We start from the raw sequence: 22248 nt of genomic DNA on the forward strand, positions 1-22248 counted from the left end.
GACTTCACCTTTTCCGTATTGATGGCAATCTCACCGGCTTTCCGTTTCGCCCCTTCACTTTCGACAACCCCGTCCAGCAGGACGCGTCCTTTGTTCGTGTTGACGCGAATCTGCTGCTTACCCACGGAGGGGTCTGCCGCCAAGGCACTCTTCACCTGATCCGTTATGGAACCATCTTGAGAGGGATCAGGACTTGCTGTTTGCTCGGGAAATATCAGGTTGTTCTGAACCGACTTCACCTTTTCCGTATTGATGGCAATCTCACCGGCTTTCCGTTTCGCCCCTTCACTTTCGACAACCCCGTCCAGCAGGACGCGTCCTTTGTTCGTGTTGACGCGAATCTGCTGCTTACCCACGGTGGGGTCTGCCGCCAAACCACTCTTCACCTGATCCGTTATGGGGTCATCCTCATTCCCCGCCGCATTCAAGAGCACCGGGAAGGTGCAAATAAACGTCATAACGAGCATAGCCATTCCGTAGCCCCTAACCGGATTTATGGTTGCTATTTGCCGCATACTTCCTGCCTCCTTTCGGAACCAACACCCACCACGCGATAACCCCCTGCCGGCGTACCGGGAAGATTTTGCGATTGCGATTCAGTTCGGATGTGCATCATGACTCCTTTCATCGAACAGTATCATTGTGGCCACAGCACCGATTCGTGCGCATGTTGAGGCTCAATCTATCCAATGGATAAATGGGCGTCTGCTCAATATTGCTCAATCCGTAAACATCACTGCAGTAGACAGCCTGAGGTGCTGCCTCTACGAGGCTTCGCACAAAGAACGGAGGAGAAGAAAAGGGGTCGGGAGTCTTTTCTTGACAGCTTCGCAGCGGTTTCGTTAAAAGATCTGCCATGCCACGCCGTCCACGACTCGCCGCTGGAGACCTCGCCTATCACGTCCTGAACCGTCGCGTGGGGCGGCTCCCGTTGTTTGAGACACCCGCTGACTACGCCGCCTTTGAGAAGATTCTCGCCGAAGCCCAGGCTCAGACCAAGATCCGCATCGCCGCCTACTGCTTGATGCCGAATCACTGGCACCTCCTCCTCTGGCCGCGACATGATGGAGAACTCTCCGAAGTCCTCCGCTGGATCACGGTCACCCATACACAACGCTGGCATGCCCACCATCACACGGTGGGAACCGGCCCGGTCTACCAAGGCCGTTTCAAATCCTTTCCCGTCCAGACCGATGAGCATTTCCTGACCGTCGCGCGCTATGTGGAACGCAACGCGCTCCGGGCGAAGCTGGTCACACGTGCGGAAGATTGGCAGTGGTCGAGCATCTGGCGTTGGGCTCAGAACGACAATAAGCTGACGACGTGGCTTAGCGACTGGCCTGTGGAGCGGTCACGGGATTGGGTAGCCCGAGTGAATCGCCCACAGACCGCATCGGAGTTGGAGTCACTCCGAGTGAGTGTGCAACGAGGCCGCCCGTTCGGTGACGAGGCCTGGGTGAAACGCATGGCCAAGCGCTTCGGCATGGAATCGACGATTCGGCCGCGCGGACGGCCGAAAGGATCGTGACAAAGGACTCCCGTCCCCTTTTCTCCTCGCTCTACTTTGCAGTAAACTTGCCTTCCAACAAACTTGCCTGTCGGACTCCGTTGAACTGATTCTCATGTAGGAGGTTGCTATGACGAGCGGACTTGGCGTGATGTGGATCAAGGCTGCAGTGGTCTACTTCATTATGGGCGTTGGCTTAGGAATCTATATGGGTGCGTCTGGTGACCACGTCCTGATTCCAGTTCACGCTCATTTCAATCTCCTCGGCTGGGTGTCGTTGGCGCTGATTGGGTTGATCTATCGCCAGTTCCCCAAAGCGGGATCTCATCGATTGGCGACGGTGCAGTTCTGGTTGCACAATGTCGGGCTGCTGGTGGCCATGGTTTTATTGATCGGCTTACTGCGCGGCAATACAGCGCTTGATCCGCTCATCGGGGTCGCCTCCGTCATCATTGGCGCCTCCGTGGTTCTTTTTGCCATCAATGTGTTTCAAAATATTACAGAGTAACCTCTGGTTGACGCATGGATTGGATCCTCAGCCGTGTTTGAAAAACATACGTAAATCGGAATCAGGTCTTGCAATCCGACATTTCCACGCGCACGACGGGTATTTCAGGCGCCTCACCGTAAGATATTCCACTCTGATTCTTCCCTCTCGAACCTCACGGCTTGGCGGATTGTCGAGGCAGCATTCATATAGATTCGCACTCACGTCGCGGCGCTTCAGCAAGCGAATCCGGACGCCTGGATAAGTAAACGCACCCCTCGCCCACCGCTGCTAAGAGAATCAGACTCCCGGATAAGACAGCACTAGAAATGCTCCTTATAGTGGGAGCCGTCGTTGAGCAGTACACCGAGTGCAGTCACGCACAGACACAGGAGGACCGATATGAGGACCAACGTACTATCATCCGAGCAGGACATCTCAAGGAGTGGAATCGGCTTCATGCGGGCAGTCTTTGAACTGCTCGGAATCGTTCTGGTTCGGTTCCGGCCCGTCCAGAGAATGTGGGGCGCGTGGCTCATTGCCGTAAACGGGGCCTGCCTGCTGTTCATCACGCACATTGAAGCTCAGATCGCCCTGGCAGCCGTAGGCATGGCGCTGCTCGCCCAAGCGCTGATCTATCAGCGCAAGCGCTTCATTCGGCTGCTCGGAGTGACCCATATTATCTGGGTGCCCATGCTGGCGTGGATGGCCCTGCGTCTTAACACGCTCCCGGAAGGGGAACCCGCATTCCATGCGTGGCTCGTCATCCTCATCGCCACGAACGCGGTCTCCTTGGCGATCGATACCTGGGATGCCCTGCGCTTCATGCGTGGCGAAGATCAACCTCACTACCTCTGGTGATGATGAGGATCGTAACGAGAGCCTAAGAAAGAGATGGGAGCAATGAGGGCCGGCTACAAAATAGGGAGTCAGGTCTTGTAATCATACATCTACAGGCGCGTAGCGCCCGGCTCATCCTTCTCGCTTGCCTCTCATCGGTCGTCCACCACTCCCCCGACCCGTTTGCAGAACACCCGACCTCTCGACGTGTGTTGCCGGAGAGTTGAAACTCTCATAACTGTTCCCGATCGCCTGAGCAAGGGATAGACTCACTGCCAGACTGGTTGGAACACGGGGAGCGCTGACAAGGGGTTGCCTATGACAAAGGACTCTTGGCTGTACGGGTTGGCCGTCGGGATTGGAATTGTGGTGTGGATTGTCGTCTCCTTGCTCTCCGGCAGGAGAGAAGCGTGGGATTCCGAGTGGTACTTTCTCATCGGCGTGCCGGTCATCTGCATCGTATCTGCGGCACTTGGCTTTATTGAGACGAGCAGGCCGTGGCGATGGGGGGTCGCTCCTCTTGTCGGCCAATTGTCATGGATGCTGGTGACTCAAGGGCCGGGTAATCTCCTGCCGCTTGGCGTGGTGGTGTTCGGTGTGCTTTCCGTGCCGTCGATCGTGACGGCGCGGATCGGTGCATCCTTCGGGCGTACGCGGACGAGATAACACCCTACACGCATTGACGTCCAGTCTTGCCCCCCCTGTCAGACCGCCTTACCTCGCCGATGGAGCCCCCGCTTATCACGGCCTGCATGAGTTACGAAAAGGGGTCGGGAGTCTTTCCTTGACAGCTTCGCAGCGGTTTCGCTAAAAGATCTGCCATGCCGCGCCGCCCGCGCCTTGCTGCTGGAGGCCTCGCCTATCACGTCTTCAACCGTCGTGTCGACCGAATCCCGCTCTTTGAGAAGCCCGCAGGCTACGCTACCGTTGAAACGATTCGTGTGAATCGGCCTCAGGCCGCCTCGGAATTGGAGTCACTCCGGGTGAGTGTCCAACGAGGCCGCCGGTTCGGTGACGAAGCCTGGGTGAACCGCATGGCCAAGCGTTTCGGGATGGAATCGACGCTGCGGGCCAGGGGCCGACCGAAAGGATCGTGAGACAAGGCTCCCGCCCCTTTTTTCTCCTCGCTGGAATCTGCACCAGCACCTGCCGAAGTTCGCCATTTTCCCATGCGGTTCGCTGCCACACCATCCTCAGGGCCCCGACAAGGTCCGAACCGTGAGAAAAGCCAACAATAAGCAACCCCGGCGCCAATTTGTCGCCATGCCCCTCCCCTCAATTCACAAAGCAACGCTCATTTGACGGAATCAGAGTTCCTGCTAGATTTTTTGAGGGGCGTACGGCGAGCAACCATGGCCCGCCGTACGCCTTGGAACAGCGGGGCACAATACTGGATCCCGGTAGAGGCAGCAAAGAGGAGGCACCATGCTGACGATCCTGTCCAACACATCGTTCAAGAGAATCCCTTCACTGGCACTCGTGGCAGTCAGTCTTCTCCTTGGAGGGTGCGGAGGCGGGACGATGTTCGCGCTCAAGGACGGCAACCACACGATCAAGCCGACATCGATCACCGTGATCACCGGCGGGTCGGAAGAGTCCGACCTTAAACTGGCGGAGTACCTCACCAAAGAACTCAAGGAACGGACCACCTTGCAAGTGGTGGATCAAAGCGACGTCAGCAAAGTGATACCCAGCTACCCCATCACCATCAAGGCCGTCGAGGAAAAAGACGGCGAGGTGGCGTGGGTCGACCCGTCGGAAAAACCCAAGATCGAGAAGATCCAAGCCAAGCTGAACACCAACTATGTGTTCGTGATCTGGAGCAAGGGACTGACCAAAAGCACTGTCTGTTCGAATCGCGGGGGATGCACCAATACCTATTCGACCAATGTTTACGGCAACATGCTCGAATACCCGGCCGGACAAATCATCTCGCACACCGCCTTCAATAAGAGTAACAGCGACAGCTTCCTGGCCTTGTTCAGACCGAAGGGGTACTACGTCGACGAGCTGCTCAAAGATTCCGCGGAAGACATCGTCGACGAATTCATCAAGGTGACCAACACCGGCAGGAATAAATGAGGCGGGAGGGCATCATGCGGCAGCGGTATTTCTGGGCCTTGATCCTGGTCGGTGCAGTGCTCATCCTCGAAGGCTGCTCCACGTTTCAACTGACGGACGAGCCATTCACACCGAAGGGGACAAAGCTCGCGGTAATCGCGGGGCTCACGAATCCCAGCTCCCTCCAGGCGGCGTACGATCTCGCCGATGAATTGGGCAAGACAAGCCAGTTCAAGATCGCGCCCCAGAAGCAGGTAGCCCAGGCGGTCCCCAATTACCCTCAGCTGATCAAGGGGCCGTACAACTCGGCCTACTTTGAGATCGACGTCGATTACGCCAAGACCGATCTCGCCCAGGTCAGACAGTTGCAGAAGCACTTGGGTACCGATTACCTCTACGTGCTCTGGGCGCCGTCGGTCACCTCCAACGGCCAGAAGAGCTTTTTCTTCAAAAACTATTCCTATATGCAAGTGATCGCGCAGCTCTTCGAATTTCCCGGAGGCAAGGAGGTCGGCCACGGCACCTACATGGTTCGCGTCGACGACGAGAAGAAGGAGATCGTCCCCGACGACATGCAGCGTGTGACGAAGGAGCTGGCCGAGAAGACGCACATGCTGAAGTAGGCTCGATCGGTATCCGCTCAGCCGCGGGTGCACACACCTCTTCGGTCCTTACCCGTCTAGTAGTCCAATTGCTGACATTCGGACAAGAACGGCTACTTTTCTAGCAGCTTCCTCGTCCTCCCCTGACAAGAAAAGGGGTCGGACAAGAAAAGGGGTCGGGAGTCTTTCCTTGACAGCTTCGCAGCGGTTTTGGTAGAGACTCCCCATGCCACGCCGCCCGCGCCTCGCTGCCGGAGATCTCGCCTATCACGTCTTGAACCGTCGCGTCGGCCGACTCCCGCTCTTTGAGGAGCCCGCTGACTACGCCGCCTTTGAAACGATTCTCGCCGAAGCCCAGGCTCAGACCAAGATCCGCATCGCCGCCTACTGCCTGATGCCGAATCACTGGCATCTCCTCCTCTGGCCACGGCATGATGGAGAACTCTCCGAGGTCCTCCGCTGGATCACCGTCACGCATACCCAACGCTGGCACGCCCATCACCACACCGCCGGGACCGGCCCGGTCTATCAAGGCCGCTTCAAATCCTTTCCCGTCCAGACCGATGAGCATTTCCTGGCGGTCGCGCGCTATGTGGAGCGCAATGCGTTGCGCGCGAAGCTGGTGAATCGTGCGGAAGACTGGCAATGGTCGAGCCTGTGGCGGCGGGATCAGGGAGATGCCAAGCTGACCGCCTGGCTGAGTGACTGGCCGGTGGACCTCCCGCGCAATTGGGTGGCGCGGGTGAATCGCCCTGAAACCGGCGAGGAATTGGAATCGCTCCGGGTGAGTGTCCAACGAGGCCGCCCGTTCGGCGACGAAGCCTGGGTAAAACGCATGGCCAAACGCTTCGGCATGGAATCGACGATCCGGCCCAAGGGGAGACCAAAAGGATCGTGAGACAAGACTCCTGCCCCCCTTTTCCGCTGCCCATAAGGTGAAGAGCGATGACGCAACCTTGTGACACACAGGCGGTTTGCCTCCTGCCTGTTTTCGCACCTCATTCACGGGAGGCAAACGGAACGGAAGGCATGCGGTCATGAAACGGATGAAGATCAGCACCGCCTTCACGCTGATGGAATCAGGCCCGGTTGTCTTCGTCACGACCGGTGATGGCGAGAAGCACAACATCATGACCATCTCATGGACCATGGTGGTGGACTTTACGCCCCTATTTGCCATAACCACCGGCCCCTGGAACTATTCCTATGCGGCGCTTCGTAAATATCGGGAATGTGTCATTGCCATTCCCACGGTAGACCTTATTGACCAGGTCGTTGGCGTCGGGACCTGTTCCGGCGCCGACACAGATAAATTTGCCAAGTTCAGGCTGACTCCGGTGAAGGGCACATACGTCCGGCCGCCCTTGATTAAGGAATGCCTGGCGAATATCGAATGTCGAGTGATCGATATCATCAGAAGGCACAATATCGTTGTCCTCGAGGGTGTCGCCGCGCACCTGGATCGTTCACGAAAAGAGCAGCGCACCATTCACGCAATCGGTGATGGCACCTTCGTCGTGGACGGACGCAAGCTGGATCGAAGGACGATGATGCGATCGAAGATTCCAGATGGGCTCTGATTCAGTAGTGAACCGATAAAAGTCGTCGTGAGTCTTTTCTGACAAACTATTTCCCGGTGGAGGCGGTCCGGCGTTTTCCTCGCCACCCCGCCTCCACCGCTCCCCCATCGATTTCCCAGTGATGGATACGCCTTCGCGTTTGCAGTAAACTCGCCGAAGCAGACTGCTTATTTAGGCATCTCTCTTTGACAATTGAGGTACGCGATGAAGGCGGAAGAACTTCGAGCGATCCAGGCGCCACTCAAGGACCGCTATCGGGAACAGCCGGAAGCAGCACTCGTAACCCTGAAGGCAGAAGGTCGGATCGAAAAGGGAATTACGTGCGCGGTCCAAACCGGAAAGGCGCTGGTTGAAGCAGGACTACACCCTGCCACAGGCGGGAACGGCCTCTCGGCCTGTTCTGGCAACATGCTGCTGGAAGCGCTAGCCGCCTGTGCCGGGGTGACCCTGGGGGCCGTCGCAACCGCCATCGGCGTTGAAATTCGCAAAGGAACGGTTCGGGCGGAAGGCGATTTGGATTTTCGAGGGACACTCGGAGTATCCAAGGATACACCGGTAGGACTTCAGCGCGTCCGACTTCTCTTCGATCTTGAGACAGACGCGACAGAAGAACTACTTACCACACTCCTCCGCCTTACCGAGCGTTACTGCGTCGTTTATCAAACGCTTCGCCGATCTCCGGAAATCAGCATCTCGCATCATGTGACACACTCGGGCAACAAGAACTGAAAGAAAGAAAGGCAATTGTCTTGACTGTCATACCTCTGCACTCGCCGTAAGCCGCCACGAACACTGCTGCTGCATCATGCCGTTGAGAACTTAAGAAAGAGCGTCAGGTCTTGCAATCCGGCATTTCCCGGCGCGTGCCGGTCCGGAACAAGGAAACGAGGCCATGCTTCCATACCCACATTCCTCTTGGACAAGTGGTCGGCACACGCCTATTATATGTTCATTCGCGGCAACACCGATGCGTGGGTACAGTTCAGTTACGAGCTGGGCGGCTGCCACACACTTTGGACAATTTGAACAAGGAGGGTAGCATGACTGTCGGCTCTCCGGAATCACCGCAAGAATCCATCATGGTCGGTCAAATGTGCATTCGGTATCTTATTGACGGCACAGCCACTGGCGGGATGGGCATCTTCGAATTGAGCGTGCCGCCGAATTCCAATGTCCCGCCTCCCCATAGCCATACGCGCAATGAAGAGTGCGCCTATGTGTTGGAGGGAACGCTTCGCTACTCGGTGAATGGCGTCGAGCGCGACTTGCACCCAGGGGAATGGATGTTCACACCTCGCGGGGCGGTCCATCAGTTCAGTAATCCACACGGTGACACAGCCCGAGCGCTCATCGTGTTGACCCCGGACATCGGTGCCCAGTACTTTCGGGATGTGGCTGGTATCGTGAATGCGGGCGGACCTCCTGACCGAGCGAAGCTTCTTGGCGTCATGTCCCGATACGGTTTGATCCCGGCCGCACAGGGAGCCGCCGCCCGGCAAGGGGCTTCACCAGACGCATAAAAGGATTCGACGGCGTCATGCTCGGGGTCGCGGGGTCGAGCGCTCACTTCGAGTTCATCCACTGCCGGCCTCACCCTGTTGCACCGGCGGAAGCCGAGGGGAGGCCAGGTGTGCAGCATGCTGGCGGCGGGATTCACCCAAATGGCGTCGTTCAATCCCTACTGGGACATACGCGGCCGAACGTACGAAAACCCCGATGGCTATCGCGTCGTCCTACAGCAAGCGGAGTGGAGCACCGTCTAGCGTCCTTAACTCAGTGACGTACTCGACGTTTCATCGCGTCCTGCCAGTCCCCTTGTCCTTTTCGCTTATCGAGGATTCACGGCCAGGAAGTTGTTCGCGAATGTCTTGACCATTGGCTCTATCACCTCAGAGATAGCATCTCTCAACATGCGACTGCTGAAAGTCCCCGTACCGCTTTCCATATATGTCGGCGCAGACATGGTGTGCGCTGGCCGCTGGACTAAAAACACTTGTTGCCAGAGCTGAAGCCTTACACTGAGAGCATACCGCTCTGGCTTAGACTTGTTCGTGCCGACGTGTATATGGAGGTATGACTGGGAGGGCGTCGCCAGGGTTTCTGATACCGTGAGGATCCGAATGCCGGCGGACCGGAGAATGAGTTCCACGGCAGTTTGAATCTCCCCCTTTGACAAACCGTCCGCTTGTGCATCCGGGCTGATGTCTTCGATGAGCACATGTACCCCTGGCAACCCTCGCAACGATTCACGAGCAGCAGGAGCTACAGTTTCGGCGGCGTTCAAGTCGAAACCGATCAGGATCAGGATCATCGCCATCCCGATGTAGCGCATAGGACCTCCTGTTGGTTGGATCGCACGATACGCCAAACCTGACGGCATGACAATCCTCTCCCGTAGCCTGTCCTAATCGCCCGCTCCTCACCAGGGAACAAGAAAACGGTTCGGGAGTCTTTTCTTGACAGCATCGCGGCCGGAGGCCTCGCCTACCACGTCCTGAACCGTCTTGTGGGCCGGCTCCCGTTGTTTGAGACACCCGCTGATTACGCCGCCTTTGAGAAGATTCTCGCCGAAGCCCAGGCTCAGACCAAGATCCGCATCGCCGCTTATTGCTTGATGCCGAATCACTGGCATCTCCTCCTCTGGCTCCGGCATGACGGCGAACTGTCGGACATCCTGCGCTGGATCACAGTAACGCATACCCAACGCTGGCATGCCCATCACCACACGGCAGGAACCGGCCCGGTCTACCAAGGCCGTTTCAAATCCTTTCCCGTTCAATCCGATGACCATTTCCTGACGGGCGCGCGCTACGTGGAGCGCACTGCGTTGCGGGAGAAGCTGGTCGAGCGAGCCGAAGACTGGCGGTGGTCCAGCTTTTGGCGGCGTACACAGAAAGATCCGACGTTCACATCCTGGCTCAGTGACTGGCCGGTCGAATGGCCCCGAGACTGGCTCGCGCGGGTGAATCGGCCTCAGTCTGCCTCTGAGTTGGAATCGCGCCGAGTGAGCGTCCAACGAGGTCGGCCCTTCGGGGACGAGGCCTGGGTGAAACGCATGGTCAAACGCTTTGGCATGGAATCGAGGCTCCGGCCACGCGGACGGCCGAAGGGATCGTGAGAACACATTCCCGCCCCTTTCCTTTCTCGGAGTGATGAATACGCCTACGCCTTTGCGCTAGAATTGCCCAAAGCATGACCACACAGCAAACCTTCGCTAGACGAGTTTTTCTTGTCGCCGGAATCTACGGCATTGCTGCCCTGCTTCCCCAATACTTCATGGAAGCACAAGTTGGCCGGGACTTCCCGCCGCCAATCAGCCATCCCGAGTACTTTTATGGTTTCATCGGTGTGGCGCTGGCCTGGCAGCTTGCCTTCTTGCTAATCGCGGGTGACGTACGACGCTATCGCCTCTTCATGCTTCCTGCTGTCGTTGAGAAACTCACCTGGGGTCTCGCCACGCTTGCACTGTATGCTCAAGGACGACTGGCGGTATTCGTGGTGGGATTTGGACTCATCGACCTAACACTCGCAGCTTTTTTTCTTTACGCTTTTCACAGTACACGAGCCGAAAGGGGATAAAAGGCCGGCGGCACGGTATCAAGCCCTATTTCTTGGCACATAATTTAGCAGTCTCGCAAAGCTATGCTCCAATGACTCCGGACCGCTACTCTTCTCTTGCGGCGAACACAGCACTTACGTTGTAGGGGGAACGCCATATTAGGCGTTCCCCCCGTCACGATGCACCGTCGCGGGTGAGAACGCTGGGATGCATACAGCAAGATACTCGGCTCCGTCAGGCCCTGGCGTACTGTACCGCACCCATTCGCCTCGTGGTGTCACCACCGCCTGGCCGGCTTGGACGTCAAGGACCCCCTGCCGCGTTTCCACCCGCAACATCCCGCGCAAGACCACCGTGTATTCATCGAACTCCGGAGTCTGCCCCGGTTCTTCCCACCCGGACGGACTCTGCATGCGGGCGATGCTCACGGACGCCGTGCCGGAATTCACGCGGCCAATGAATTCGTCAATCAGTTTCGGTTTGTTTCCAGCCGCCTGAATTCTCGTTGGGCATTCAACATGAATCACCATTGCACCTCCTGACTATAGCCTGATAACTTGGCAGCGATTGTAAGACCCCTTTCGATCAGCATCCGCTACAACCGGAATCTCGATACCCGATCAAGATTCCGAAGTGGATGGCACAGGAAAAGTGGTCAGGATGAGCTGGCCCGGCGCATCCCGGTGCATTCCATCCTCCCCGCAATTTCCACACAACTACAGTATCGGCTCGCCCGACACAGAGAATACTCCCTCTTCTCAAGCTCAGCTGACAATGCCGCTCAGGTCCTCTTCAACGCATGGGTACCATGGGTGATCGCCGCACCGGCAGGCCGAACCGCCGCCACCCGGCGACCGATTCCCGATTACATCCTGGTCTGACGGCTATTTTCTTGGCCCGTTCACGCGATCCGGATCCGCCTCGTGATCTGTCCGTTGCTCTCCCAGTAGGTATGTTTCTTCGTCAAGGACGGATCCTCCGCGGAGGGCTGAACGGTCCCTTGCCGGCCAACGGCGCGTGATGTGATCGTATGTTCACCAGACGTGACGCCGATCCAGTCCAGAGTCCAAAACTTCCAGGCGAAGTCTTGCTCCTTGCCGCGCGTGATGGTTGCGGAAACCCAGGGTCCGTTATCCACCCGAACTTCGACCCGGTCAATCGGCCCTCCCCAGGCCGCGCCCTCGATCCGATACCGGCCACCTAGAAAAACGACCCTCGCCGTGATGGATTTCACACGAGCCGGTCCCACTACTTTTTGCGTCCAGACCGTCTTCCCCTCAGCTAGTACCTCTTCACGAATCGTCACATAGTCCCGCGTCATGAAGCGCCCGGCCCACCGCCGGTCCGTGACGTCTATCCGTGACAGCCACTTCACGTTTGCTACTCCGTACCAGCCAGGCACAATGAGCCGGACCGGAAATCCATGCTCATGCGGCAGCGGTTCACCGTTCATTTCGTAACACAGCAGCACTTCGGGGCGCAGGGCATCAGACACGGACAGACTACGGCTGAATTCCTGGCGCATGTTGACGTTCCGCACCTCTTCGTCCCCCGCGTCTGCGCCAAAGAAGACGACCTCCAGACTCTCTGGTTTCAGACCCGCCTCTTGAAGAATAGGAGCGAGTGGAGTCCCAGCCCATTTGGCTGTGCCGATGCCGCCGGTAAACCATTCGAATCCGTGATTGCCCGCACACTCAAGGGTAAAGATGACTTCCTGCCGCGGACGCCGCTTCAATTCGGCAAGGGTCAAGGTCTTTTGATTTTTGACAAGCCCGGTGAACTCGAGCTTGTACTCCTCCGGTTTGATCACCGGCCGGTTGTAATGACTCACGGTGAAGAACTGATCGTTCGGCGTGATCCACTGAGTCAATTTCTGCCAGTCCAGCCGGTTCAGTTCCCCGTACGCTTTTACAGCCGCCTCCGGAGCGGCAGGTGGCCGGTCGATAAACGGGATGACTTCCCCGTCATCAGCCGCACCGGCCATCTGAGCGAAGAGTGAAGAATCCATCATGGCCAACAGGGCGAGTGTCGAGCCTCCCCTGACCAGAAAATCCCGTCGGGATAGGCTCGCTCCCTCGTGTATGCCGGTATCGTTCGTCTGTTTATTCGTTGGTGTCATAGTGCCCCTCCTGTGGTTCCGTTTTTTCTCTTGCGCTCACGCTCGGATGCCGATGACTTCCAGATATTCTGCTGAGACTGTGGTGCAATCCCGTCCCGATTTGTTGTGAACAGACCAGAGCGCTTCAAGTTCCCGGCGCAGTTGTTCTTGCTCCGCGCCGTCGAGGGCCGCGAACGCCTGATGAACCGGTCCGTAGTAGAGACGGAAGAGGTCGACCACGTCCGACGGAGGGAAGGGATAACTGAATAGGTACTGACGCCGCTCAAGCCGAAGCTCGGACAGCCCACCCCCGAACCGTTCGCGAACCGTGGCTTCGTCGCCCCATAACACGGGCGACGGCATGCCGGAGGGCGCGATGAATTTTGACACGACCTTGAACATCTGCCCAACGAATCCCTGCGGCGTCCAGTTCGCCATGGCAATGGTTCCCCCCGGCACACACACCCGCAGCATTTCCTTTGCCACCAGGTCCGGCCGTGGGGCAAACATTGCTCCGATCAAACTGGCCACAATATCGAAACTCGACTCTTTGAACGGCAGCGCCTCCGCGTCCGCTTCCTCGAAACGAACAGGCAGCCCCTCCGCTTGCGCGCGGGCCCGTGCCCGCTCCACCCAGTTGCTCGCGATATCCACGCCGGTCACCTCCAGCCCATCCTTTGCGGCCATCAATGCCAGCTGGCCGGATCCACACCCTACGTCCAGCAACCGGCATCCCGGGGCAGTCTGCAGACGCTCGTAGAACTCCCGCGCGCTGGATTCCAGGTGCCGCGAGAATCGATCGTAGTCTCCGGCCATCCAGATCCTCTTCAGTCGCTCCTTCATTCTCTCCAGGTCCGGCGATACCGCACTCGTAGACATGAGACTCCTCCTTTGTGAATTCGTTGATTCCAGAACGGTTGGCACGCCGCTCAACCGCATGGCGCACTGTAGTACGAGGTGGAGGAAATACCCTTATCCGGGAGTCTGGTTCTCTTAGCCGGAGCGTGCTAGGCTGCATGTGACTTGATCGAGCGTCCGGTTCCGTTTGCCGACACGCCGCCGCTACAGTGAGTGACCCGTATGGATGTCTTGTCTGAAGTCCTCAAGGCCGTCAAGCTCGACGGCGCCGTGTTTTTCAACGGCGAATTTTCTTCGCCTTGGTGCATGCGAGAACCAGACGCCCACACCATGGCGTCATTTCTCTCTGCCCATTCCAAACATGTGATCATTTTTCATCTCATCGCCGAGGGTCGTGGCCATGCCCGCGTGGAGCAAGACGGCCGCACCATCCCTCTTGTAGCCGGCGACATCGTCATATTTCCGCACGGCGACGCGCACCTGATGGGGAACGGTCCTCCCGTCACGCCGGTGGACAGTACCCGCCAACTCCAACAGGTGCTTGCTGAGGGACGGGTGTTGTCTCAATTCGGAGGAGGCGGGGAACTCACCAAGGTGATTTGCGGCTATATGACCTGCGAGCGACACTTGAGTCAGGTGTTTCTTGCCGGGTTGCCGCCGATCATCAAGATCAACATTCGCGATCACGCAGCAGGGCAATGGCTGGAAGACACCCTCCGCTATTCGGTCGGTCACGCCGAGGCCTCAGGCCCTGGCGGCGCGGCAGTCGTCGCCAAATTATCAGAAGCCTTGTTCGTGGAAACATTGCGCCGGTATATCGCCCAGTTACCGCCGGCACAGACCGGCTGGCTGGCCGGTGTGCGTGACCCGGAGGTGGGAAAAGCCCTGGGCTTACTCCATCGACAACCCGCCCAACCTTGGACGATTGCGACACTCGCCGACGAAGTCGGAGTGTCCCGCTCCGTGCTCGCCGAGCGGTTCCGGCATTATCTATCGGATACGCCCATCGGGTACCTCACACGCTGGAGGTTGCAACTCGGCGCGCAACGACTCACGTCCACGCACAAGAGCGTCGCAGAGATCGCAGCAGAGGTTGGCTATGAGTCGGAGCCCGCATTCAACCGCGCCTTCAAACGTGAGTTCGCGCTTCCGCCCGCGCGATTCCGCACCCAATCGAAGTTGACTCGCAAACAAGAAACCGCTGGTTCTGTCTGAGTTCTAGAATATGACATGTGTCTCGGAGGATTCATCGCCCCGCGCGGCAGGCCACCTCTTCCTCCCCCAGGACCATCATCCCGAAAGTGATGAATACGCCTCCGACTTTCCGAGCTGTGCCGGAACATACACGGCATCGCACGCACGAACGAACTGAGAGACACGCCCCCGTTCTTGACGTCTTTCGTCGCCGAACGCGAGGAAGATATGCAGGCTCTGCTGACGGGCGCAGGCCATTGGGGCAGCGGTCAGCCGCGCCTCTTTCTCTTGCCGACGCGCCACACCAATCTATTTCCTTGGTGTGTGAAACCCGGCATGCGCGTGATCAAGCCCTCACCACTACTCTAGGTCGGGCAAGGAGACACCTGCGGCCAGCGTGCTCACCCGCACTTCACCGTCCTTCGGCTCGGGGCGCTCCTCTTCAACCGCCTGGAGGACATGGGGCCCGCCATGGTGGCTGACGATGATGCGCGTGTGTCTCATGGACCTCTTCCTCGCTTGCCGGGCGCTCACCCTTGTGCGGCGTACCTACGTATTATCTGGTTCTGTATAAGATCCCGTTGCTCTTGGGAGGCTGGAAAAGCCCCATGCCCTAGTCTGCCGGGAGTGCAGCCTCACGCCAAGTGTTTTCTTCGCGGATCGAGACGGAGACGAAACGGGGGCGGGATGAGCTGGCCCGGATTTGACGGACACCAGGTTGCGAGCTGCTGCTCCGCTACTCCCAGAACACGGATTAGCTCATCCCGCCCCCCTTTCGTCATCAGAAATACATCCAATAGTCCTGTCGTGCAAACCACGACAGGACTATCGAACTGACGCCGATAGTTTTCTTCGCGTCAAGACTCTATAAAAGACAATAGCTTACGTTTTTCGAAGAGGAACGCAGTTCGCTGTGACCTTACCAAAGCCTCCTTCCAACATTGAGCACCCCGGGCAGGAACGTTCACTATTCGCGGTGACGACACCTCAGATCGTAGACGGTTTCCAGGCGGCTGCAAATCTTGCCCAGCTGGAACTGCCGCAGGATCGGCGCGAACAGGATTTAGAAACCTTCATTCCGCCTCTCCTTCATGTTAATGCAAAAGGGAAACTTTTGTGGGCTAGCTCGCCGGCGCTGACATTATTGCGCACCTACTGGGATTGGACTGATCATTCAGCGCAACTTCCGACCGCGTTGCGTCAAATGCTCTTCCGCCGATCACGCACCCGCGTGTCGTCACCCACAGAGCTGAGGAAAGAAGAGTTGATGGTGGAGAGGAACGGGGCTTCTCTCCTGGTGCGTCTTGTCGAAGATAATGGACGACTGTGGTTCCTTCTGGATGAGCGCTCCCTCCCGCTCAATGAGCCACCTATGCAGGCCCATGGCTTGACGAAACGCGAAATGGAGGTCTTGCAGTGGCTTGCCGCCGGCAAGAGCAATAAAGACATTGGAACCATTCTCGCTATTAGTCCTCGTACGGTGGAAAAACATCTCGAGCGGATCTTCGAGCATCTTGGCGTAGAAACCCGCACCGCAGCCGCCGCAGAATTTTATCTCCTCAACCAACAAGTTAACCACTCCGTGTTGGTGTGTCGTGAGGAGCCGTTCGATGGATAAGTCCTGCCATAATACTTAAGAGTGATGTTCTGGCATGACCGGATTAGAGTATCGTGAGAAACTTCGACGACAACAACAGGTCGCGTACACCGCAACTCCCCGGGACGACTTGAGGTGAATACCGATGACGATGGAACGACTTACTCGGATCATCGCAACGAATCAGGTCCTGACCATCCGGCATCTTGAGCAACGCGTCCTGGGATGCAGCCACGCAACCATTGTCTCCGACCAGATCCTGGCAGGGCATAGGGCATAATGACAATTCACCGGGCCGGAGACTCCGCACATGGCTCCTCTCTCCTGGGTTCCTCCCCTGCACACACTCATGAGACGGGCCGGGCTGCAGGCATCTTTGCAGGATACTTCATCAGTCTCCTTCTGTTGAGTCCTGTGGCCTGCGCTCGGTCATTGTCGAGCGTCACGATTGTGCCGCCGGTCGCGACGGCGCCGGATCAAGTCAGCCGCGATTACACGGCATGCCGGCAGCAGGCTCAAGAATCCTCTACCGCCTACGTGCCAGCGGGAGACCTGCTCGCGGCAGTGCGAAGGGTGCGGACAAATGACAGCCAGTTTGTAGACTGTCTCAAAATAAAAGGCTACTCAGTGACGAACGCCCAGCGGAACTCCGCTCCCGCTCCGTCCGAGCCTTCCCCTCTCTCTCCCGGCCTGTCTGAGGCGACCCTCCAGAGGACGATCTACGATGTGGTTCTGGCGGGCAAGAGCTGCCGGGCCATCGCCCCCCAAAGTATTGAATGTCGCTACACGGTCGGCAAAGACTTACGGTTCACCATTGCACGCATCCGTGAAACGGATGCGACCCTCTCTTTCATCCACTCGGATCATCAGGGCGACTTTTATGCCGACCTTGGACGAGTCCCAAGCTGCATCCGTATTGCACGGGGACTACCATCGGCGGTGACCACATCAACAAGAGACACCGGAGGAACGACGGATGATGCATTTGTATCGATCCGAACAGGGACAATCTATCGCAATGCCGAGGACTGCCGGAACAACCTGTGAAGCCGTCCTGATACTCTTCTCTCTGGGGCTCACCTTGAGCCTGATGGCCTCTGAGATCAATGCGGCCCAGCCCGGGCTAGTCGACACGCACGCGGATCAGTCAGGTACAGACGAGTGGGAGAATGTTCTCAAGCCGAGGCCTCGAGGGGCGGCCGATACACCCCGCTATCTCGCCGCAAACGACCAGCCGATCGGACCTCAGCGCCCCGAACAGGCGGCCCCCGCTGCACAAGAGCCTCCTGCGGACAATCCGAAATCTGAAAACCCGGTGGGGGTTGCTCCGGAGACTCCACCAGATACGCTTCCTCCATCCATTTTCCGGGTATTCGACCTGCCCGGGGCCGGGGTACTGACCCCCAAGGGCACACTCGTTGTAGAGCCGTATCTGCAATATGCCCATCTCACCAATAATCGAGTGACGCTCACCGGGTTTACCATTGTCCCGGCCCTTACGATCGGTCTCATTAACGTCCAGGGTTTCACCCGGGACATTTATACGGCAGCATTAGTAGGGCGCTACGGGTTGACGAATCGGCTGGAACTCGAGGTGAGAGTGCCCTATCTATATCGGGCGGACTCGATCGCGACACGACCCCTTGCCACGCCGTCTACGGCTGATACCGTATCGACTTACACCGGTTCGGGTCTCGGAGACGTTGAAACAACACTCCGGTATCAGATCAACCAAGGCGGGGCCGCCGACCCGTATTTTGTGGGATTCGCACGATTTAAGAGCACCACCGGAACAGGCCCGTTTGCCGTGCCTACAGACCCGGTCACGGGGTTCCAAACGGACTTACCGACGGGGTCCGGTTTTTACATTCTCCAACCGGGCCTTACCTTCCTCTTGCCCAGCGATCCGGTCGTCATCTTCAGCAGCCTGAGCTACATCTGGAATATGCCGCGTGATGTAGGCGGCCAGATCGGGCGCATCGATCCCGGAAGTGGCGCCAATGCCAATGTGGGTCTTGGCATTTCGCTGAATGAAAAGGTGTCGTTGAGTCTGGGGTACGACCATACCTTCTTTGAGAGACCCACGGCTAACACCAACCTGCTCCTCACGACCACGCCGTCCGTCACGAATGTCGGGGTACTGCTTGTTGGAGGCTCGTATCGATTGAGCGATCGAAGTTTTGTGAACTTCTCAGTCGGTGTCGGCGCGACACGGGAAGCGCCGGATCTCCAGGTGACGATCAGGATCCCGACGACCGTCTTTTCGAGGAATTAGTCCTCAATGACGGATGGTGTCTACGGTGGCCTGCGAGAGCGCGTTTCCGAGGGCGAGCGATCGGGCCATACTGAGCGCTGACACTGTAGCGTTGATGACGGTTTGGCTCTGAATGCGTTGATTGTCGAGAGAGTTTTGCAGGACGGTCATGAATGGCGGGAGCGAGGACGTGCCGGGGGTCACCGCATTGCCGCCTCCGGTTTGGATGAGCGTGAAGCTGTTGTTCGGATCGCCGGCGAATTGTATCACATTCGGGATATTGAGCACCGTTGAACCGACCAGCTGACCATTGAGAAACACACTCCGCTCGATCCCGAATGACATGACGGGGCCATTCGGGTTGCTCTGAAACCCTCCCCGCATACGGTCCAATGCATCCTCGCTCACGGGTGTCCGTCGCATAAAATCTTCGTCTCCCTCGAATGCCACGGCTGGAGGCGTAGACTGCGCGCAGAGGAGCGTGAGCATTAGAACCTTCGTCATATGGCGAATGGACAGCATCAAGAGGCTCATCAGAAATCACCTCCACCCGGACGAAGAAGAATAATGCTGCTTAATGTGTCGGCGCTGAGCGGTTGTCCGAGGGGGGCTCTCGGACGGACACTCCAATCGCGGGCGGCATTAAATTCGCCGCGTGTCAGGGAGTCATGGATGACAAAGACGATGCGGTTCGGCCATGAGGCTTCAAACTGCTCGCGCGGCATCACCCGCAGTCCGACTGCCGGATCGCCTAGCAGCACCTTATTGTCCCGCATGCCTTTGATCACCACAAAGTGGTGATAGCCGTTATCCACGATCAGCACGATCGCCGGAATTCCTGCATTCGACAGGTCATCCAAAGAGACCTCAAACCCATCCGCGAGATAGCCCTGAGCCTCCAAGAACCGCTTCATGTCCAGGAGCGAAAAGCCTTCCTGCTGGATTTTTTGCTGGTTGCCGCTTTCGAACATCGCGCGGAACGCCACTTCTTCTGTAATAGCATTCCCGTAGTGGTAGGTCAGCAGTGTGGCAAGGGCGGCCGAGCCGCAGCTGTAATCATATTTCTGGATGATGACAGACCGGACTTTGAGTTCGCGCAGACTCCAGACGTGGAGCAGCATGCGACTGCCTATTCCGGGAGTCACCTCAACCGTGGCCGCCAGCGCTCCGGTCGAGGCTGACAGCATCAAGGCGACCACATATCCGATAGCGGGTTTCGTCAGCATCGTTGTTTATTTCAATGTTAAGTTCAGAATGGTGCCATTCTGAATGATGACGTTGTTGCCCGAATTCTGGATGACAATCGGAAGGCCGCTCGCTCCGGCAAAGGCGCCCTCAGTAATAGTATTGTTGCCGGTCACGTTGTCTGTGGCCGAATTGTTGAACATCCTGGCGTTCAGCATGTTCGCATTGATCGTGACCGGACCGGTATCCGTTCCCCCTCGTTGAGTGTCTAACTGGGCCGCGGGGACGGGATGGCCCCAGGACGTGACCCCCGTCGTCTCCGGCGAGCCGGCGTGAGCCATGCTCATGGAAAGTCCAAGAACACTCACCAATATTGAGAAGTACATGCGCATGATGCCCTCACTCTGGCCGTGAATGGTGCGTCAAGCTGGAGGAGCGGGTGCTCCTCCAGCCAGAACCTGCTCAGTGAGTGTTGACGGTCGCCATCGTGGTGACACCAACCTGCTGAAGGCTGGCCATCCCCGTGTTCTGAATGGCGACGCTGATCCCGCTGGCGCCGGTAAATGCAGAGAGCGTGTTCGAGGCATTGAAGGTCCCTGCAGATCCGCCGTTCACGGTCACTCCACCGCCCGCTCCACCGTTGCCGCCCGTGGCATTCGCGGTCACGGCTCCGCTGGTCGCGGTCCCGCCTGCACCGCCGGCCCCACCGGTTCCGCCCGTCCCACCGTTTCCACCGGCTCCACCAGCCGCGCCAGTCACAGTCCCACCGTTCCCACCAGCCGCGCCAGTTGAGGTACCACCCGCCCCTCCGTTTTGGCTGGCTGAGTTGTTTTGGCCGGGGGTGCTGCTGCTTGGATCACTATTGGATTGGGTGGCTTTCGCGTTGCCACCATCACTGGACCCGGTGAAGCTCTTCCCGCCATCTCCAGATTGCAGGCTCAGGCTCTTCCCGCCATTGCCACCATCGGCGTAGGTTTTAGAGCTGCCGCCATCCCCGCCGTTGGCAACGGCTTTCCCAGAATGGGCAATGACTTTGGCATTGCCGCCAGCTACGCCACCCCCGGCGTTGCCACTATTGGTGGCCGCGCCTCCAATATTGCCAATGTTTGAAATGCTGTTATTTGACACTGACCCGTCGAGTTTGGTGGCAGCGACCACTGTGCTCCGGTTGAACGCGTTGGTCAGATTCAGTGTCTTCGTCAAGGTGTTATTGCTATCACTGGTCGTCGTGTTATTGCTGTCGATAGTCTTCGTCTTGTTTGTGGTGTTATTGCTATCGATGGTCTTCGTCTTGTTTGTGGTGTTATTGCTATCGATAGTCTTCGTGCTGGTCTTGGTGGTCGTGCTGCTATCCGTGAGGGTTTTGGTGTTCGTGCTGTTATCGGTATTCACCTGAGACGACGATTCACCCGATGCCGCAGAGCTGCTCGCCCCGCTGGCTGTGGGAGTCCCTGAATTTTGACTGTCGGTGATAGAAGTTGGATCGGCGGCTCCCGCGAAGGGCGCAAGGCCGAAGGCCAACGCCATAGCTGCCGTCGTGATCATCACTTTCTTCATGGCATCCTCCTAACGGTTAAATAAAGTGAATAACTGCCGGGACACATTGGCACTCACAATGCGACAGCTCGTCACCTCCCTTCCGCTTGACTCTTCGTGTATGAGCCGCAGTATTTCCTTCACCCGATGCGCACGTTAGTCGAATTGAAAGAATTTGAACATGGGTAAACCCACGTATGTACTAAAGAGGGGTATCGAGTGATTACTGTGCAGTTCTTTGGGCCGAGCGTATCAGGCAGATCAGGTCGGCCATTGCTGTGTTTACCAGATGGAACAGCCCTTGCCGCTCGCTCTGCTCAGGATGGGAGCCGCCTGATCGGAAACGCAATAGGTGAGCTCTTAAGGAAGAGTCGCTTGCAGGGATTTCGTTGGAATCGCGACTCACTGGGGGGCCTCCGGGGAGGGGGAAGTCACAAGTGAGTCCCTTCTTATGCTGCGACGAAGTTTTGGGGGCGTCTTACGGTTGGCAAAGAGGCTTGCCAATCAAGACAGTTGCTTTTCCTCCCATCCCGCTCCCCTTACTGCAACACGCCGGCCGTCACGATGCTGACTGAGCCACCGACCGGAGGCGCATCGACAAAGGTATTAATGAACGTCAGCAGCCCTGTCGTCCCTTCGATCCTATAAGCCGACACGTTGTTGGAGGTAGAGTTCGCCACATAGGCCCAACGGCCGGTCATGTCCACAGCGCCCGACGCCGGACGGGATTCGGTCGCAAACGGGCTCCCGTTCACCGCCGTCAGCGCCCCCGTTGCGCTATTGATCGTGTACGCCGAAACGTCGTTGGAGCTTTGGTTCGCCACATAGGCCCACCGCCCGGTGGGGTCCACCGTGACCGAACTCGGCGCCGTCCCCGCCGCCACCGGACT

28 protein-coding genes and 1 pseudogene are annotated in these 22248 nt (G+C 57.7%); 18 read left to right on the forward strand and 11 right to left on the reverse strand.

The genetic code is table 11. The features are described 5' to 3' along the window. A partial coding sequence (locus tag ACO9S2_RS17400; RefSeq protein WP_423723689.1) for a BON domain-containing protein occupies window positions 1-473 on the reverse strand: 473 nt, incomplete at its 3' end. A 383-nt stretch (window positions 474-856) separates the two neighbouring features. Here ACO9S2_RS17400 and ACO9S2_RS17405 point away from each other — a divergent pair. From ACO9S2_RS17405 to ACO9S2_RS17460, 12 genes and pseudogenes are all read left to right on the forward strand, one after another. Continuing rightward, window positions 857-1528 carry a transposase gene (locus tag ACO9S2_RS17405; RefSeq protein ID WP_423723690.1) on the forward strand — a complete coding sequence of 224 codons (672 nt, stop codon included), beginning with the start codon at window positions 857-859 and terminating at the stop codon, window positions 1526-1528. Between the two features lie 109 nt (window positions 1529-1637). After that, entirely contained in the window at window positions 1638-2015 is a 378-nt protein-coding gene (locus ACO9S2_RS17410) for a cytochrome-c oxidase (protein ID WP_423723691.1), read from the forward strand. Between the two features lie 381 nt (window positions 2016-2396). Beyond that, entirely contained in the window at window positions 2397-2855 is a 459-nt protein-coding gene (locus tag ACO9S2_RS17415) for a hypothetical protein (protein ID WP_423723692.1), read from the forward strand. A gap of 297 nt (window positions 2856-3152) precedes the next feature. Next, a complete protein-coding gene (locus tag ACO9S2_RS17420; RefSeq protein WP_423723693.1) occupies window positions 3153-3500 on the forward strand; it encodes a hypothetical protein in 348 nt (115 codons plus the stop codon). Between the two features lie 155 nt (window positions 3501-3655). Then, window positions 3656-3931, forward strand: a complete 276-nt coding sequence (locus ACO9S2_RS17425) for a hypothetical protein (protein WP_423723694.1) — start codon at window positions 3656-3658, stop codon at window positions 3929-3931. A gap of 328 nt (window positions 3932-4259) precedes the next feature. Beyond that, window positions 4260-4916, forward strand: coding sequence for a hypothetical protein (locus ACO9S2_RS17430; protein ID WP_423723695.1), 657 nt, complete (start codon window positions 4260-4262; stop codon window positions 4914-4916). 14 nt (window positions 4917-4930) lie between these two features. Next, entirely contained in the window at window positions 4931-5518 is a 588-nt protein-coding gene (locus ACO9S2_RS17435; protein WP_423723696.1) for a hypothetical protein, read from the forward strand. Between the two features lie 205 nt (window positions 5519-5723). Then, window positions 5724-6395 carry a transposase gene (locus ACO9S2_RS17440; RefSeq protein ID WP_423723697.1) on the forward strand — a complete coding sequence of 224 codons (672 nt, stop codon included), beginning with the start codon at window positions 5724-5726 and terminating at the stop codon, window positions 6393-6395. Window positions 6396-6534: 139 nt separating this feature from the next. Next, window positions 6535-7077 (forward strand): flavin reductase family protein, encoded by a 543-nt coding sequence (locus tag ACO9S2_RS17445; protein ID WP_423723698.1) that lies wholly within the window; start codon window positions 6535-6537, stop codon window positions 7075-7077. Window positions 7078-7281: 204 nt separating this feature from the next. Then, window positions 7282-7806, forward strand: a complete 525-nt coding sequence (locus tag ACO9S2_RS17450; RefSeq protein ID WP_423723699.1) for an OsmC family protein — start codon at window positions 7282-7284, stop codon at window positions 7804-7806. Between the two features lie 311 nt (window positions 7807-8117). Then, window positions 8118-8597, forward strand: coding sequence for a cupin domain-containing protein (locus ACO9S2_RS17455; RefSeq protein WP_423723700.1), 480 nt, complete (start codon window positions 8118-8120; stop codon window positions 8595-8597). Between the two features lie 2 nt (window positions 8598-8599). Next, a pseudogene (locus ACO9S2_RS17460) lies at window positions 8600-8840 on the forward strand (VOC family protein); the annotation flags it as partial. 65 nt (window positions 8841-8905) lie between these two features. Here ACO9S2_RS17460 and ACO9S2_RS17465 read toward each other — a convergent pair. After that, window positions 8906-9409 (reverse strand): hypothetical protein, encoded by a 504-nt coding sequence (locus ACO9S2_RS17465; protein WP_423723701.1) that lies wholly within the window; start codon window positions 9407-9409, stop codon window positions 8906-8908. Between the two features lie 132 nt (window positions 9410-9541). Here ACO9S2_RS17465 and ACO9S2_RS17470 point away from each other — a divergent pair, with 132 nt between their 5' ends. Continuing rightward, a complete protein-coding gene (locus ACO9S2_RS17470; protein ID WP_423723716.1) occupies window positions 9542-10195 on the forward strand; it encodes a transposase in 654 nt (217 codons plus the stop codon). A gap of 74 nt (window positions 10196-10269) precedes the next feature. Further along, the gene (locus ACO9S2_RS17475; protein WP_423723702.1) at window positions 10270-10656 is read left to right on the forward strand and encodes a hypothetical protein; all 387 of its coding nucleotides are present in this window, start codon (window positions 10270-10272) and stop codon (window positions 10654-10656) included. A 138-nt stretch (window positions 10657-10794) separates the two neighbouring features. Here the strand turns inward: ACO9S2_RS17475 and ACO9S2_RS17480 are convergent, their stop codons facing one another. From ACO9S2_RS17480 to ACO9S2_RS17490, 3 genes are all read right to left on the reverse strand, one after another. Beyond that, on the reverse strand, window positions 10795-11166 hold the full coding sequence (locus tag ACO9S2_RS17480) for a cupin domain-containing protein (protein WP_423723703.1): 372 nt from the start codon (window positions 11164-11166) through the stop codon (window positions 10795-10797). Window positions 11167-11537: 371 nt separating this feature from the next. Continuing rightward, on the reverse strand, window positions 11538-12755 hold the full coding sequence (locus ACO9S2_RS17485; RefSeq protein ID WP_423723704.1) for a sulfite oxidase: 1218 nt from the start codon (window positions 12753-12755) through the stop codon (window positions 11538-11540). Window positions 12756-12791: 36 nt separating this feature from the next. Next, the gene (locus tag ACO9S2_RS17490) at window positions 12792-13613 is read right to left on the reverse strand and encodes a class I SAM-dependent methyltransferase (protein ID WP_423723705.1); all 822 of its coding nucleotides are present in this window, start codon (window positions 13611-13613) and stop codon (window positions 12792-12794) included. Window positions 13614-13814: 201 nt separating this feature from the next. On the opposite strand from ACO9S2_RS17490, the gene ACO9S2_RS17495 reads away from it, so the two are divergent. After that, window positions 13815-14807 (forward strand): cupin domain-containing protein, encoded by a 993-nt coding sequence (locus tag ACO9S2_RS17495; protein WP_423723706.1) that lies wholly within the window; start codon window positions 13815-13817, stop codon window positions 14805-14807. A 339-nt stretch (window positions 14808-15146) separates the two neighbouring features. On the opposite strand, the gene ACO9S2_RS17500 is transcribed toward ACO9S2_RS17495, so the two are convergent. After that, window positions 15147-15290 carry a hypothetical protein gene (locus ACO9S2_RS17500; protein ID WP_423723707.1) on the reverse strand — a complete coding sequence of 48 codons (144 nt, stop codon included), beginning with the start codon at window positions 15288-15290 and terminating at the stop codon, window positions 15147-15149. A 409-nt stretch (window positions 15291-15699) separates the two neighbouring features. Here ACO9S2_RS17500 and ACO9S2_RS17505 point away from each other — a divergent pair, with 409 nt between their 5' ends. The 3 genes from ACO9S2_RS17505 to ACO9S2_RS17515 all read left to right on the forward strand — a co-directional run bounded on the left by ACO9S2_RS17505 (window position 15700) and on the right by ACO9S2_RS17515 (window position 18658). Continuing rightward, the gene (locus ACO9S2_RS17505) at window positions 15700-16404 is read left to right on the forward strand and encodes a helix-turn-helix transcriptional regulator (RefSeq protein WP_423723708.1); all 705 of its coding nucleotides are present in this window, start codon (window positions 15700-15702) and stop codon (window positions 16402-16404) included. A gap of 393 nt (window positions 16405-16797) precedes the next feature. Further along, window positions 16798-17430 carry a hypothetical protein gene (locus ACO9S2_RS17510; protein WP_423723709.1) on the forward strand — a complete coding sequence of 211 codons (633 nt, stop codon included), beginning with the start codon at window positions 16798-16800 and terminating at the stop codon, window positions 17428-17430. A gap of 43 nt (window positions 17431-17473) precedes the next feature. Next, window positions 17474-18658: a transporter gene (locus tag ACO9S2_RS17515; protein WP_423723710.1), complete on the forward strand. Its 1185-nt coding sequence runs from the start codon at window positions 17474-17476 to the stop codon at window positions 18656-18658. Between the two features lie 3 nt (window positions 18659-18661). Here ACO9S2_RS17515 and ACO9S2_RS17520 read toward each other — a convergent pair whose 3' ends face one another. The 5 genes from ACO9S2_RS17520 to ACO9S2_RS17540 form a co-directional block, all read right to left on the reverse strand. Beyond that, on the reverse strand, window positions 18662-19171 hold the full coding sequence (locus ACO9S2_RS17520; protein WP_423723711.1) for a hypothetical protein: 510 nt from the start codon (window positions 19169-19171) through the stop codon (window positions 18662-18664). After that, on the reverse strand, window positions 19171-19863 hold the full coding sequence (locus tag ACO9S2_RS17525) for a C39 family peptidase (protein ID WP_423723712.1): 693 nt from the start codon (window positions 19861-19863) through the stop codon (window positions 19171-19173). Before ACO9S2_RS17525 ends, ACO9S2_RS17520 begins: the two co-directional genes overlap by 1 nt. A 6-nt stretch (window positions 19864-19869) precedes the next feature. Next, entirely contained in the window at window positions 19870-20169 is a 300-nt protein-coding gene (locus ACO9S2_RS17530) for a hypothetical protein (protein ID WP_423723713.1), read from the reverse strand. A gap of 115 nt (window positions 20170-20284) precedes the next feature. Next, complete coding sequence (locus ACO9S2_RS17535; protein WP_423723714.1) at window positions 20285-21379, reverse strand: hypothetical protein; 1095 nt, start codon at window positions 21377-21379, stop codon at window positions 20285-20287. A 518-nt stretch (window positions 21380-21897) separates the two neighbouring features. Continuing rightward, window positions 21898-22248 (reverse strand): lactonase family protein (locus tag ACO9S2_RS17540; RefSeq protein ID WP_423723715.1); only part of this gene is annotated, 351 nt, incomplete at its 5' end.

Origin of the sequence: Nitrospira sp. NS4 (assembly GCF_049546785.1) — a bacterium.
Lineage (GTDB): Bacteria > Nitrospirota > Nitrospiria > Nitrospirales > Nitrospiraceae > Nitrospira_D.

What these genes read in the sequence shown, in the direction of transcription:
- ACO9S2_RS17410 (WP_423723691.1), top strand. Translation starts at nt 1,638, where the DNA reads ATGACGAGCGGACTTGGCGTGATGTGGATCAAGGCTGCAGTGGTCTAC.
- ACO9S2_RS17425 (WP_423723694.1), top strand. Translation starts at nt 3,656, where the DNA reads ATGCCGCGCCGCCCGCGCCTTGCTGCTGGAGGCCTCGCCTATCACGTC.
- ACO9S2_RS17415 (WP_423723692.1), top strand. Translation starts at nt 2,397, where the DNA reads ATGAGGACCAACGTACTATCATCCGAGCAGGACATCTCAAGGAGTGGA.
- ACO9S2_RS17440 (WP_423723697.1), top strand. Translation starts at nt 5,724, where the DNA reads ATGCCACGCCGCCCGCGCCTCGCTGCCGGAGATCTCGCCTATCACGTC.
- ACO9S2_RS17445 (WP_423723698.1), top strand. Translation starts at nt 6,535, where the DNA reads ATGAAACGGATGAAGATCAGCACCGCCTTCACGCTGATGGAATCAGGC.
- ACO9S2_RS17525 (WP_423723712.1), bottom strand. Translation starts at nt 19,863, where the DNA reads ATGCTGACGAAACCCGCTATCGGATATGTGGTCGCCTTGATGCTGTCA.
- ACO9S2_RS17535 (WP_423723714.1), bottom strand. Translation starts at nt 21,379, where the DNA reads ATGAAGAAAGTGATGATCACGACGGCAGCTATGGCGTTGGCCTTCGGC.
- ACO9S2_RS17485 (WP_423723704.1), bottom strand. Translation starts at nt 12,755, where the DNA reads ATGACACCAACGAATAAACAGACGAACGATACCGGCATACACGAGGGA.
- ACO9S2_RS17495 (WP_423723706.1), top strand. Translation starts at nt 13,815, where the DNA reads ATGGATGTCTTGTCTGAAGTCCTCAAGGCCGTCAAGCTCGACGGCGCC.
- ACO9S2_RS17515 (WP_423723710.1), top strand. Translation starts at nt 17,474, where the DNA reads ATGGCCTCTGAGATCAATGCGGCCCAGCCCGGGCTAGTCGACACGCAC.
- ACO9S2_RS17405 (WP_423723690.1), top strand. Translation starts at nt 857, where the DNA reads ATGCCACGCCGTCCACGACTCGCCGCTGGAGACCTCGCCTATCACGTC.
- ACO9S2_RS17530 (WP_423723713.1), bottom strand. Translation starts at nt 20,169, where the DNA reads ATGAGCATGGCTCACGCCGGCTCGCCGGAGACGACGGGGGTCACGTCC.
- ACO9S2_RS17420 (WP_423723693.1), top strand. Translation starts at nt 3,153, where the DNA reads ATGACAAAGGACTCTTGGCTGTACGGGTTGGCCGTCGGGATTGGAATT.
- ACO9S2_RS17500 (WP_423723707.1), bottom strand. Translation starts at nt 15,290, where the DNA reads ATGAGACACACGCGCATCATCGTCAGCCACCATGGCGGGCCCCATGTC.
- ACO9S2_RS17520 (WP_423723711.1), bottom strand. Translation starts at nt 19,171, where the DNA reads ATGAGCCTCTTGATGCTGTCCATTCGCCATATGACGAAGGTTCTAATG.
- ACO9S2_RS17450 (WP_423723699.1), top strand. Translation starts at nt 7,282, where the DNA reads ATGAAGGCGGAAGAACTTCGAGCGATCCAGGCGCCACTCAAGGACCGC.
- ACO9S2_RS17490 (WP_423723705.1), bottom strand. Translation starts at nt 13,613, where the DNA reads ATGTCTACGAGTGCGGTATCGCCGGACCTGGAGAGAATGAAGGAGCGA.
- ACO9S2_RS17435 (WP_423723696.1), top strand. Translation starts at nt 4,931, where the DNA reads ATGCGGCAGCGGTATTTCTGGGCCTTGATCCTGGTCGGTGCAGTGCTC.
- ACO9S2_RS17475 (WP_423723702.1), top strand. Translation starts at nt 10,270, where the DNA reads ATGACCACACAGCAAACCTTCGCTAGACGAGTTTTTCTTGTCGCCGGA.
- ACO9S2_RS17480 (WP_423723703.1), bottom strand. Translation starts at nt 11,166, where the DNA reads ATGGTGATTCATGTTGAATGCCCAACGAGAATTCAGGCGGCTGGAAAC.
- ACO9S2_RS17465 (WP_423723701.1), bottom strand. Translation starts at nt 9,409, where the DNA reads ATGCGCTACATCGGGATGGCGATGATCCTGATCCTGATCGGTTTCGAC.
- ACO9S2_RS17430 (WP_423723695.1), top strand. Translation starts at nt 4,260, where the DNA reads ATGCTGACGATCCTGTCCAACACATCGTTCAAGAGAATCCCTTCACTG.
- ACO9S2_RS17455 (WP_423723700.1), top strand. Translation starts at nt 8,118, where the DNA reads ATGACTGTCGGCTCTCCGGAATCACCGCAAGAATCCATCATGGTCGGT.